The organism is Aquirufa salirivi (assembly GCF_045310485.1).
Lineage (GTDB): Bacteria > Bacteroidota > Bacteroidia > Cytophagales > Spirosomataceae > Aquirufa > Aquirufa salirivi.
Window position 1 is genome coordinate 109,399 of sequence record NZ_JBEWZH010000008.1, and the last position, 11,025, is coordinate 120,423.

Annotated in this window: 16 protein-coding genes; 13 read left to right on the forward strand and 3 right to left on the reverse strand. The window is 37.7% G+C overall.

The window, feature by feature from the left end; genetic code table 11:
• The first annotated feature begins 3 nt into the window (after positions 1-3).
• From U0R11_RS11400 to U0R11_RS11415, 4 genes are all read left to right on the forward strand, one after another.
• Positions 4-612: a transcriptional regulator gene (locus tag U0R11_RS11400; RefSeq protein ID WP_406751803.1), complete on the forward strand. Its 609-nt coding sequence runs from the start codon at positions 4-6 to the stop codon at positions 610-612.
• Between the two features lie 5 nt (positions 613-617).
• A complete protein-coding gene (locus U0R11_RS11405) occupies positions 618-1,307 on the forward strand; it encodes a DUF3307 domain-containing protein (protein ID WP_406751804.1) in 690 nt (229 codons plus the stop codon).
• A 101-nt stretch (positions 1,308-1,408) separates the two neighbouring features.
• A complete protein-coding gene (locus U0R11_RS11410; protein WP_406751805.1) occupies positions 1,409-1,651 on the forward strand; it encodes a type I restriction enzyme endonuclease domain-containing protein in 243 nt (80 codons plus the stop codon).
• Between the two features lie 25 nt (positions 1,652-1,676).
• Entirely contained in the window at positions 1,677-2,264 is a 588-nt protein-coding gene (locus U0R11_RS11415) for a hypothetical protein (RefSeq protein ID WP_406751806.1), read from the forward strand.
• Between the two features lie 117 nt (positions 2,265-2,381).
• On the opposite strand, the gene U0R11_RS11420 is transcribed toward U0R11_RS11415, so the two are convergent.
• Positions 2,382-3,395: a c-type cytochrome gene (locus tag U0R11_RS11420; protein WP_406751807.1), complete on the reverse strand. Its 1,014-nt coding sequence runs from the start codon at positions 3,393-3,395 to the stop codon at positions 2,382-2,384.
• Between the two features lie 121 nt (positions 3,396-3,516).
• On the opposite strand from U0R11_RS11420, the gene U0R11_RS11425 reads away from it, so the two are divergent.
• Positions 3,517-4,710: an NAD(P)/FAD-dependent oxidoreductase gene (locus U0R11_RS11425; RefSeq protein ID WP_406751808.1), complete on the forward strand. Its 1,194-nt coding sequence runs from the start codon at positions 3,517-3,519 to the stop codon at positions 4,708-4,710.
• Positions 4,711-4,759: 49 nt separating this feature from the next.
• On the opposite strand, the gene U0R11_RS11430 is transcribed toward U0R11_RS11425, so the two are convergent.
• A complete protein-coding gene (locus tag U0R11_RS11430; protein WP_406751809.1) occupies positions 4,760-5,170 on the reverse strand; it encodes a DsrE family protein in 411 nt (136 codons plus the stop codon).
• A gap of 34 nt (positions 5,171-5,204) precedes the next feature.
• Between U0R11_RS11430 and U0R11_RS11435 the strand changes: the two genes are divergently transcribed.
• From U0R11_RS11435 to U0R11_RS11450, 4 genes are all read left to right on the forward strand, one after another.
• Positions 5,205-5,807 (forward strand): class I SAM-dependent methyltransferase, encoded by a 603-nt coding sequence (locus U0R11_RS11435; RefSeq protein ID WP_406751810.1) that lies wholly within the window; start codon positions 5,205-5,207, stop codon positions 5,805-5,807.
• A gap of 74 nt (positions 5,808-5,881) precedes the next feature.
• Entirely contained in the window at positions 5,882-6,184 is a 303-nt protein-coding gene (locus U0R11_RS11440) for a rhodanese-like domain-containing protein (protein ID WP_406751812.1), read from the forward strand.
• Positions 6,185-6,210: 26 nt separating this feature from the next.
• The gene (gene trxA, locus U0R11_RS11445) at positions 6,211-6,522 is read left to right on the forward strand and encodes a thioredoxin (protein WP_406751813.1); all 312 of its coding nucleotides are present in this window, start codon (positions 6,211-6,213) and stop codon (positions 6,520-6,522) included.
• A gap of 120 nt (positions 6,523-6,642) precedes the next feature.
• A complete protein-coding gene (locus U0R11_RS11450) occupies positions 6,643-7,347 on the forward strand; it encodes a thioredoxin domain-containing protein (RefSeq protein WP_406751814.1) in 705 nt (234 codons plus the stop codon).
• A 112-nt stretch (positions 7,348-7,459) separates the two neighbouring features.
• On the opposite strand, the gene msrB is transcribed toward U0R11_RS11450, so the two are convergent.
• Positions 7,460-7,945, reverse strand: coding sequence for a peptide-methionine (R)-S-oxide reductase MsrB (gene msrB, locus U0R11_RS11455; RefSeq protein ID WP_406751815.1), 486 nt, complete (start codon positions 7,943-7,945; stop codon positions 7,460-7,462).
• A 201-nt stretch (positions 7,946-8,146) separates the two neighbouring features.
• On the opposite strand from msrB, the gene U0R11_RS11460 reads away from it, so the two are divergent.
• The 4 genes from U0R11_RS11460 (at position 8,147) to U0R11_RS11475 (ending at position 11,021) form a co-directional block, all read left to right on the forward strand.
• On the forward strand, positions 8,147-8,812 hold the full coding sequence (locus U0R11_RS11460) for an SOS response-associated peptidase (RefSeq protein WP_406751816.1): 666 nt from the start codon (positions 8,147-8,149) through the stop codon (positions 8,810-8,812).
• 87 nt (positions 8,813-8,899) lie between these two features.
• Entirely contained in the window at positions 8,900-9,265 is a 366-nt protein-coding gene (locus U0R11_RS11465) for a bleomycin resistance protein (RefSeq protein ID WP_406751817.1), read from the forward strand.
• A gap of 115 nt (positions 9,266-9,380) precedes the next feature.
• Complete coding sequence (locus tag U0R11_RS11470) at positions 9,381-10,082, forward strand: SIMPL domain-containing protein (RefSeq protein WP_406751818.1); 702 nt, start codon at positions 9,381-9,383, stop codon at positions 10,080-10,082.
• Between the two features lie 126 nt (positions 10,083-10,208).
• Positions 10,209-11,021: an SMP-30/gluconolactonase/LRE family protein gene (locus U0R11_RS11475; protein WP_406751819.1), complete on the forward strand. Its 813-nt coding sequence runs from the start codon at positions 10,209-10,211 to the stop codon at positions 11,019-11,021.
• Positions 11,022-11,025: the final 4 nt, after the last annotated feature.

Genomic DNA, 11,025 nt, shown 5'->3' on the forward strand with positions numbered 1-11,025 from the left:
AAAATGGAAGCAGTAATAACAGCTGATATAATCAATTCAAGGGGTGTATCTCCAGATATATGGTTGCCCACCCTGAAAAATGTATTAAACACGCTTGGGGAGGAATACACAACCTGGGAATTGTATAGAGGAGACAGTATTCAGTTGATTAGTACTCCCATACAAGCATTAGATTGGGCTATCTTATTAAAATCAACGCTTAAGCAGGTTCCAAACTTAGACATTAGAATAGCGATAGGTATTGGAACCATCACTTACCGTTCGGAGAAGGTTTCTGAATCAAATGGTTTGGCTTTTATTCATTCCGGGGAAGTATTCGATGCACTGGGGAAAAACACCTTAGCCATAAAAACACCTTGGGAAGAATTGAATAAAGTCATTACCATAATGCTTGATTTAGCCACGCTAACGATGAATGATTGGAAGCCTGCCATGGCAGAAATTTTTAAACAGCAATGGGAAAATCCTGAAACAAAGCAAATTGACATCGCTAAAGCACTAAATAAAAAACAAAGTAATATTAGCTATAGTCTTAAAAAAGCTGGCTATGAAGAAATTTTACATACGGTTACCTATTATAAAAATGAAATTGAGAAATTATGCTATTCATAAAATTGATGTTAGCACATTTTATCGGTGATTTTGTTCTTCAATCCAATCAATGGGTGAAACACAAAGAAGAACACCTATTTAAATCTCCATACTTGTATTTACATGTATGTTTACATACCATGTTGATGTTTATGGTAGTAGGATTTGAATATGTATATATCCCAGCCATCGTTTTCTTAAGTATAACGCATTTGATCGTTGATGGTATCAAACTAATGAAACCCATAAAGAACCATCGGCTATTATTTTTTTTAGATCAAAGCGTACATATTATACTCTTGTATTGGGTCTCTCAAGATTGGAGTACTCATTTTGAAATTCAAACTTATGTAACAGAACGAAATTTACTTTTGGTACTTGCTATCATTCTTTTAACCTCGGTTACTTCTATCGTGTTAAAAGTTGTTTTTAGTATTTGGGATAAAGATTTAGAAAAAATAAGTGAAAAAGATAGTTCTTTGAAAGATGCTGGACGCTATATAGGAATGTTAGAGCGCTTGTTTGTTTTTGCATTTATTTTGTTAGACCAATGGGATGCAATTGGCTTTCTTTTGGCTGCAAAATCAGTCTTTAGATTTGGAGATTTAACAAAGGCTGGTGATCGAAAATTGACTGAATATATATTAATTGGAACCTTGCTAAGTTTTGGAATTGCAATGATCATTGGTGTTGCTTTTTTAACTCTCACAAAATAAATTTTAAATTTCAAAATGGACAACATTAATCATTTGTCATTATAAATGAAATTCACTGAAGGAAAATTAGAAAAAGTATTTTACGATATTTTAAAAGAACTTTGTATAAAGATTTCAAATATCCTGAAGACAAATTGATTCTATTATCAAAAGCAGTGAAAGATTTAGTTGACGGTCAAGCTAAATTCCCAGATTGGAATAAGCGCGACGACATTAAATCAGCTTTAAAAGTTGGACTTATTCTCTTATTAGATGAATTGGGTTATCCACTTGTAGAAAGAGATGAAGTATATGTAGAGATATTTGAACAAGCAGAAAACTTCAAAAAATACAGTAATTTGTAAGGGTTTCAATCATTACTACTACTACATGCTAAATAAACACGTCGTTCTAATAGGCCTCATCGTTGCGAGCATCTTGTTAATCATGGCAACCCTATTTTATCCGGGGGGGGCTATGGCCGACAAAAATTCGGTTGGTTTTGATTGGACCCAGAATTTCATTTCCAATCTCTTTGGAGAAAAAGCCATCAATGGCCAAGATAATCCTGCTCGTTATTGGGCTTATTTAGGTATGATCTTTCTATCACTTAGTTTGACAGTATTCTTTGTTCAATTCTCCGTCAAAATACCCCATAAAGGATCAGGATTGGTAGTCCGATACCTAGGCGCTTTAGGAATGTTATTCACCTTCTTAATTGTAACATCTTACCATGATCTCATGGTGGTTTTATCCAGCACACTATTTCTAGTTTGTCTCTTCTACATCACCGTATTTATCTTTAAAACAAAGCAGCACTTTTTAAAACTCCTGTGCGTCATTTGTTTACTCATTTTCTATACTACCTTATTCCTCTACGGCGCAGGGGCATTTGACATACTACCCATTATGCAAAAATTAACTTTTGTAAGCGTCATTAGCTTGGTATTAACGCTGCAATATCGGTGTACGCTATAATCCCCTTAATACCCAATAACATTAATTCAAGGCTACATTTTTCCATTCTACATTCTTCATTTTACATTCTAATTCCCACTAAACCCTAATCACTAACATCTAAAACCAGATAACTAATCACTTTTTATAAGGTCCATACTTATGTCTAGCTTCCGAAAAATTATCGGCATAAGGCCCAAAAGGATGATCAAAAGGCTTTTTGGCAATCTTAGGCCAATCCTTACTTAAATCCATACTCGGTCTAGGCATAGAATTAATATAGGCGGCTACATCCCAGGCTTCCTCATCTGTCAATTGTGCGTTTTCATAAGTAGCTCCCAAAGGCATATTGTATTTCACAAAACCCGCCAAATTGGAAATGCGGAATAAACCAGCTCCTTGGTTATAACTATGTATTCCCCAAAGCGGAGGATAGGTATAAGACTTCCCTCCTTCCGCCAAGACCCCTTCCCCAGTAGGCTGATGACAAGACTGACATTGGGTATCATAGACCAATTTTCCTTTGCCTGGATCACTGGCACATTTCAAGTATTTCAATTTAAATATCCCAGAACCCTTGGGCTTCACATCCTTGGCCACATCCTTTCCTAGCCATGCGATATAGGCCAATATGGCCCGCATTTCCTTGCTCGTAGAGTCCAGCTTCTCTCCATTCAAACTCCTTTCAAAACAATCATTGACCCTTTTAACTTGATTTTCTACGGTTCCCGAACGTGCTCTAAACTTAGGATAGGTGGATTCTACCGCAAAATAATTATTGCCCCAAGGCTGAGAACCCGCCTTTACATGACAATTTTGGCAATTCATGCCATTTGACATAGCCTTAACTGAGCCATTGGGCCCCAAATAATCCGATGTATGCGCGATCAATTCTCGCCCATACAAGACTAATTCCTTTTGATCAGAACTCAAATACATCATGCGCCAGTCGGACGGTGCCGTCCAAACATGCGTAAAATTGGAATCTGGCTGTATATAAACGGCTGACGAATCAACTTGGGCTTCGGCATTTTTGGGCGAATAAATCTGTCCAAAAAACAAATATGCCATCAGTCCAAGCAACAGGACGACTAGGCCATACAATAATCGAATAAAACTATCAAAGGTACGCTTAGGGGATTGAGGTTTCATATCTAATAATGCTGGTAAATCATTCAAAATTAGTCGCTCTATTTACCTATTGTAGTGACAAATATCACGATATACTAAACTTGAATGCTATAATATTACATATAATTAAAACAAAAACCACATGAGAATTCATCATCAAATCATCATCATCGGTGGAGGAAATGCCGGAATTTCTGTTGCGAATCAGCTATTACGCAAAAATCCCTCTTTGGATATTGCCATAGTAGATGCTGCCGACAAACATTACTATCAACCTGCGTGGACTCTGGTAGGTGGAGGTGTTTTTGATATACAAAAAACCGTTCGAGATGAAGCTTCGGTTATGCCCGATAAAGTTCGATGGATAAAAGCCATGGTGGCAGAAGTGCAAGCCGACAAAAATAAATTAGAACTGAGCATTGGGGAATCCATCTATTATGATTACCTCGTGGTAAGTCCAGGTATCCAATTGAATTGGTCTGCTATCAAAGGTCTCCAAGAAAGCTTAGGGAAAAATGGGGTTTGTTCCAATTACAGTTTTGAAACAGCACCCTATACTTGGGAATGTGTACAAGCGCTACCTCAAGGAGGAAAAGCTATTTTTACCAATCCTCCTACGCCTGTTAAATGTGGAGGTGCTCCTCAAAAGGCCATGTACCTCTCCGCTGATTATTTCAAAAAACATCACAAAGCTGCCGATGTTCAATTTTGGAGTGGAGGAACTCGGGTATTTGGTGTGGAGAAATATGAAAAAACATTAAAACAAGTTATACATCGCTATGGCATCCAAACCCAGTTTTTTGTCCAATTGGTGGAAATTGATGGTCCTGCCAAAAAAGCTAAATTCATGGGAATAGGAGAAGCCAATAAAGGCCAAGAATATTGGGTAGAATATGACATGATCCATGTTACTCCTCCCCAAACAGCCCCTGATTTTATTCAAAAAAGTAGTTTAGCCAATGCAACAGGCTGGGTAGAAGTGGATAAACATAGCTTACAACATGTGCGTTTCCCCAATGTATTTTCATGTGGCGACGTGGCTGGCTTACCCGTCTCTAGAACGGGAGCGGCTATACGTAAGCAAGCGCCTGTCTTGGTGGCCAACTTATTATCGCTGTTGAAAGGTGAAACAATGCAGGCATCATACAACGGCTATTCATCCTGCCCCATTGTGACAGGATATGGTAAATTAATTTTAGCGGAGTTTGATTATGATAACGTACCGACGGAAACTTTTCCTTTTGACCAATCCCAAGAACGGTGGTCTATGTACCAATTAAAAACCAAAATATTGCCTTGGTTGTATTGGAATGAGATTTTACCTGGTAAAATGTAAAAAAGCTGGAAGCATGTTGTTGCCCCCAGCTCTACCAAAAATGTTAGGACTATGGCTTTAAATAAGACCAACCCGCTTCTTGCTTTAAAACAACTTCTGCAACTCCAGAAGGTACAAAGCCCGATTGCGGTAATAAAGTAGCTTTATCAATTTTATTCATACGAATGGTATTTTCACAAGCCACAAAAGAAACCCCTTTAGCCGCTAATTCAGCGATTTTAGCCTTTTGAGTTGTTTTTGAATCAATTAATAAACCTATACCTGATCCATGCGCTACCACTTCAATGGAAGTATTTGGCCCTAGGGCAGATTGAAGATTACCGATATTACGAACCACACCATGCCATGCCGTGGTATCAGAAGTATTCACCTGAATCACAATTTTATGTGCAGGCGACTGCGCTAAGGCATGAAAGCTCAATAGTAGCGCAAAGACAGAAGTAAAAAGTATTTTTTTCATTTTCAAAATTTTTCCCAAAGTACGCAATCTATACATGAAAGCAAATTGGAATACTCGATATGATTCAAAAGAATATCAATACGGTACAGAGCCCAATGATTTCTTTAAAAAGACATTAAGCAAATTGGCAGTTGGTAGACTCCTGGTTCCAGCAGCTGGTGAAGGTAGGGACGCTATTTTTGCAGCACAAGCTGCTTGGGAAGTCTATGCTTTTGATAGCAGTGACACAGCTCAAGGAAAAGCCAATAAACTAGCAGGAGAAAGATCCGTCAATTTGCACTATGAATGCATCGAAGCAGGCAGTGTGCGCTTTCCATTTGAATCCTTTGATGCCATCGCTTTGATCTTTTTCCACCAAATGCCCGAAGAAAGACGTAAATTTCATCAACAATGCATCAAATGGTTAAAACCAGGAGGTAAAATTATCCTGGAAGGATTTCATAAAGACCAGTTGGGACGAGATTCAGGCGGACCTAAGGAACTTGACATGCTGTTTAACAAAGATGAACTAACCCAGGATTTCAAAGGATTACAGATCGACTATGTAAAGGAAAAAGAATACGTTTTAAATGAAGGACCATTACATCAAGGAAAGGCTTTTTTGATTGATTTAGTGGCAACAAAATCCATCATTTAATCTGAAATTGGGAGACAATTGTCACGCCTTCAGAGATAAATCAATACTACCTTTGTACTATAAAAATCAAAAATATGTTTGAATTTATTAAAAATTTATTGGGCATTGGTCCTAGCGTAGACGTGAAAGCGCTTATACAAGCTGGAGCAAAAGTTATTGATGTTCGTACACCCTCAGAATACAAACAAGGGCATGTCAAAGGTTCCATAAATCTACCTTTACAAACCTTGGCTAGCAACGTGAGTAAATTGAAAAAAGAGGATGTAATCATCACCTGTTGTGCCTCCGGTATGCGTAGTGGCGCTGCTAAAAGATTGTTAAAATCGCATGGATTTCAACAAGTTCACAACGGTGGAACTTGGATGTCTTTAGTATAGTTTATTCTTTATAAAAATCCAATATTATGAGCAATTTTTCAGAATTATTGAAATCAGAACAGCCCGTTCTCGTCGACTTTTCGGCAGAGTGGTGCGGCCCTTGTAAGCAATTGAAGCCCATTTTGGAACAGGTAAAAGCCAAAATTGGAGATACCGCGAAAATCATCAAAGTCGATGTGGACAAAAACCGTAAAACGGCTGAAAAATTTCAGATTCGCTCTGTACCTACCATGATTTTATTCAAAAATGGTAAATCCGTCTGGCGACAATCGGGTGTTATTCCTGCTCATACCTTGGTGGGAATTATTCAGCAGTATAGCAAAGTCAATGTAGAATGAAGAATGTAGAATGAAAAATAGCTCGTTATTTTTATATTTCAAGTGACCAAATAGAAAGACAAAAATTCTTCATTCTACATTTTCCATTCTACATTCTTCATTCTTCATTCTACATTAAATATGAAAGCTTTTCTCTTCTCTTTACTGATCGCACTGACAATCTCTTCTTGCTCCAAGCCTGCTGAGAATGGATTACAAGATTTGAGTGCTACTGAATTCCAGCAGTCGATACAAACGAATGCAAGCAGTCAAGTTTTGGATGTCAGAACTCCTGATGAATTTACGGGAGGACATCTAGCTGGGGCTATTTCAGCGGATATCAGTTCAGAAGCATTCCAACAAGCAGCTGAGGCATTGGATAAAAACAAAGCGGTATTTGTCTATTGTTTGTCGGGAGGGAGATCCTCTCAAGCAGCCCAGCAACTCGTTGCCATGGGCTTCAAAGAAGTCTATAATTTAGGCGGAGGAATCTTAGCTTGGAATGCAGCCAACTTACTATTATCAACGGAAGAGGGAGCTACTAGCCAACATGCTGGCATGACCTTGGCTACATTTGAAACCCAAATAAAGGGCAAGAAAAAGGTCATTATTGATTATAATGCCACTTGGTGTGGTCCTTGCAAAACATTAAGCCCGATCTTAGAAGCTTATGTAAAAGATCAAAAAGGTGCCGTTGAATTGATTAAAATTGACGTTGATGCGAATCCTGAATTGGCTAAGGCTAAAAATATTGAAGCTATTCCCTATTTGGAACTTTACCATGACGGCAAACTAAGCTGGAAAAATGTAGGTTTGATTGGAAGAGCAGAGCTAAACAAATTATAGATTATAAATTATGAATTATAAATCATGGATCATAAATGAGTAGTCGGTTATGTCCAATTCTAAACAAATAACATCAATAATCTATAATTTATAATCCATAATTTATAATTCTTTATTTGCTTGCTTCAAAGCTCAAAGAAACGGAATTGACGCAATAACGCAGACCTGTTTCTGTGGGACCATCGTCGAAAACGTGGCCTAAATGACCTCCACATTTTCCACAGGTAATTTCAATGCGGCGCATACCTAAGGTATTATCGACGGTTTCTTTGATCACACCTGCCTTAATTTCTTTATCAAAACTAGGCCATCCACAATGCGCATCGAATTTTGAATTGGATGAAAACAAATGAGCGCCACAGCCTCTACAAGTATATACTCCTTTTTCGCTGTGCATCACAAATTTTCCCGTAAAAGGTCTTTCTGTCCCTTTTTGACGCAAAATATAATACTCATCTGGAGTTAATTTGGCCTTCCATTCAGCCTCTGACTTAGGTAAATCTTTCATAGGTATATTTGCTTGAGCAGCATCCTTGGGTCTTTGACCACAAGCTTGAAAACATAAAAAAACGATACAAGAAATAAATAGAGATTTCATAAATATTCTTTTTACAAATAACGAGAAAAAAAAGAGAATGTTTTAAAAAAGGAATTGTCCTTTTTTAAATTATGAATGATAAATTATAGATGATAAATTTAGGAGGACAAATTAAATTGCAATCAGCAACGAGTTCTTAATCATCTCGATCGTACTGATTACGAAATCAAAATAATTTATAAATTATAATCTATAATTTCCATGTGTTACTACACCGACCAAACCAGCTCCAATAAAGCCTTGGAAAACAGGTTTAAAGCACAAGCGAAATACGATGAATCCATGGCTAAAAAGGGTAAAATATCTGGTTTTACACGAGCTGCATTACCGATCATCACGCAAGCTAAACCAGAACTCATCCAATTAATTCCATGGGGCCTGATTCCCGCCTGGGCCAGTGAAGAACAAGCCCAAGATTTACCCAAAAATACCCTAAACGCTAAATCAGAAAGCATTTTTGAAAAAGCCTCGTTTGAGCCTTCCATCGTAAAACAACGCTGCCTTGTATTGGTAGATGGCTTTTATGAATGGCAACATGTGGGTAAAGAAAAAATCGAATACCACATACATCTTCAACAAAATGGTCCTTTCGCCTTGGCCGGCATTTATGCCATTTGGCAGAATCCTAAAACAAGAATTCTTGAACCCTCCTTTTCCATCATTACTACTCCAGCCAATGAGCTCATGGAGACCATACATAATACCAAAAAGCGAATGCCACTCATTCTTTCTGCTGATCAAGAAAGGAATTGGTTAGCTCCCATGTCGAGTGAAGAGATTAAATCCTTTTTTAAGCCTTTTGACAGTGCAAACATGCAGGCGCAAAAGGTCAAAAATGTGGGAGAACAAACCCAACTTTTTGCATAAAATCCTCTCATCATACATCCCCATTTTGATGAATGGTTCATGGTTTTCTAGCAAAAAAAACTACCTTTTGAAATAAATACATTTCTTATGCTCATCGACATCCATCCAAAATTACCCATGCGAAATAAAACAGCTACAAGGGACTATTACATTCTCCAACTAGGATTTCAAGAAGTGGGTCAAACAGATTATGAGGGCTATTTGATGATACAAAAAGATCGCATTCAAATCCATTTTTTTGAGTTCAAGGACTTGAAGCCACATGAAAATGATGGACAGGTATACATTAGAACCCAAGGTATAGCTGATTTTTATCAATCCCTTCTAGACAAACAAGTGAAGATTCATCCCAATGGCCCTTTAGAAACAAAACCTTGGGGGCAAAGAGAATTTTCATTGCTTGACCCAGATCATAATTTATTAACATTCGGAGAAGCAATATTTTCCAAATAAAGGAGTTAAAGTTTTCCCTTCCTGGCTCTATGACATAGGATATAAATACATATCACTCGGTCAAAAACAGGAATCTTTCAATCATTTATCCAGCGCCTAATTACATCTTATACACATGGAAAAACTTCCCTTATTTTTGCTTCCTTTCATCCCTTTTTTGGGCATGTCGCAAACGAAAAACTTCATTGATCAAGCCCATATAGAGACTACTGCCAAAGTAGATACGCTTGTTAGTCCAGACAGAATTTACCTGAACATCACCATTTCAGAAAAAGATACGAAGGGTAAAGTATCACTGGAGGAATTGGAAAATAATATGAATAATAAATTAAAATCCTTGGGCATATCCACCGATAAGCAACTGGTTTTAAAAGACTTATCAAGCAATTTTGAAAAATATTTTTTAAAACAACAAGAGATCCAAAAAAGTAAAAATTATACCCTATTAGTATATAGCGCGCCCATGGCTGGTAAAGTGATGGTGGGTTTGGAACAAATAAACATTTCCAATATCAGCGTAGAAAAAACCGAATATGCTAACATGGAATCATTACTTTTAACATTGAAAAGTAGAGCCATCAAAAAGGCCAGCATGCAAGCGCAGGCTATGACAAAACCGCTGAATCAATCATTTGGTAAGGCCCTATATATTTCCGACAATTCCAATGTCATGAGTCCATACAATAACCGTATGCTAGGCATACAAATGAAAGCTTCCAAAAACCCCTTAGAAAGTGATAGTCTGGCACCTATTGACATTGAATTTGAGAAGATTACTGTTGAAACAGAAGTACGGGTCGTATTTAAATTAGATTAAGCATTTGAATTAATCACCTAGTGAATTTTGAGGATTTTGCCAATTAGCTGATCATTTCATGTAGCAAAATTTTGTATATTGAAAATCTAATTAGCATCAATATCTATTCTACTTATCCATTTTATTATGAAAAACCTACTTCTTTTACTCCTCACGTTACTCTCTTGGACAAGTCTAGCCCAACATACCTTAGAAAAAGTTTGGGAAAGTGATACAACACTCGCGGTACCTGAGTCGGTTTTATACCATCAAGGTGGTCTGTATGCTGCACTCATTGATGGTCAACCTTGGGACGTAGATGGCAAAGGTGAAATTGCCAAACTAGATCAAAATGGTAAAATTCTAAACGCCTCTTGGGTCACTGGCTTAAATGCTCCCAAAGGAATGGGGATTTGGAAACAGCAAATGTATGTGGCTGATGTCTCAGAAGTGGTCCTTATCCAATTAGCTACTGGAAAAATTACGTCTAAAATACCTGTAGAAGGAGCTACTGGCTTAAACGACATCACGGTTGACAAGCAGGGGATTATATATGTCTCTGATTCCAAATTGGGGAAAGTTCACCGCATTGAAAATGGTAAAGCAGCCCTCTATTTAAGTGATCTCAAAGGAGTTAATGGACTTAAAGCGGTAGGAGATGATTTGTATATGCTGACAGCCAATGTTGTCTTCAAAGCTGGTGCCGACAAAAAACTAGTACCTGTCGCTACGACGGAGATTGGTGGAGATGGCATTGAGCCAGTTGGCAATGGAGATTTCGTGGTTTCTTGTTGGCCAGGCTTAATTTACTACATGGACCAAGCGGGTAAATTAACCTCGATGCTGGATACGCGTGAAAAAAAATATAATACTGCCGACATTGGTTATAACCCCGAGCAGCGCATGGTCTATGTCCCTACTTTTTTCAAAAAATCGATTGTGGCGTATAAGCTGAGGTAATGAA

Coding starts and splice junctions, on each gene's coding strand:
- U0R11_RS11400 (WP_406751803.1), top strand. CDS start 4: ATGGAAGCAGTAATAACAGCTGATATAATCAATTCAAGGGGTGTATCT.
- U0R11_RS11405 (WP_406751804.1), top strand. CDS start 618: ATGTTAGCACATTTTATCGGTGATTTTGTTCTTCAATCCAATCAATGG.
- U0R11_RS11415 (WP_406751806.1), top strand. CDS start 1,677: ATGCTAAATAAACACGTCGTTCTAATAGGCCTCATCGTTGCGAGCATC.
- U0R11_RS11420 (WP_406751807.1), bottom strand. CDS start 3,395: ATGAAACCTCAATCCCCTAAGCGTACCTTTGATAGTTTTATTCGATTA.
- U0R11_RS11425 (WP_406751808.1), top strand. CDS start 3,517: ATGAGAATTCATCATCAAATCATCATCATCGGTGGAGGAAATGCCGGA.
- U0R11_RS11430 (WP_406751809.1), bottom strand. CDS start 5,170: ATGAAAAAAATACTTTTTACTTCTGTCTTTGCGCTACTATTGAGCTTT.
- U0R11_RS11435 (WP_406751810.1), top strand. CDS start 5,205: ATGAAAGCAAATTGGAATACTCGATATGATTCAAAAGAATATCAATAC.
- U0R11_RS11440 (WP_406751812.1), top strand. CDS start 5,882: ATGTTTGAATTTATTAAAAATTTATTGGGCATTGGTCCTAGCGTAGAC.
- trxA (WP_406751813.1), top strand. CDS start 6,211: ATGAGCAATTTTTCAGAATTATTGAAATCAGAACAGCCCGTTCTCGTC.
- U0R11_RS11450 (WP_406751814.1), top strand. CDS start 6,643: ATGAAAGCTTTTCTCTTCTCTTTACTGATCGCACTGACAATCTCTTCT.
- msrB (WP_406751815.1), bottom strand. CDS start 7,945: ATGAAATCTCTATTTATTTCTTGTATCGTTTTTTTATGTTTTCAAGCT.
- U0R11_RS11460 (WP_406751816.1), top strand. CDS start 8,147: ATGTGTTACTACACCGACCAAACCAGCTCCAATAAAGCCTTGGAAAAC.
- U0R11_RS11465 (WP_406751817.1), top strand. CDS start 8,900: ATGCTCATCGACATCCATCCAAAATTACCCATGCGAAATAAAACAGCT.
- U0R11_RS11470 (WP_406751818.1), top strand. CDS start 9,381: ATGGAAAAACTTCCCTTATTTTTGCTTCCTTTCATCCCTTTTTTGGGC.
- U0R11_RS11475 (WP_406751819.1), top strand. CDS start 10,209: ATGAAAAACCTACTTCTTTTACTCCTCACGTTACTCTCTTGGACAAGT.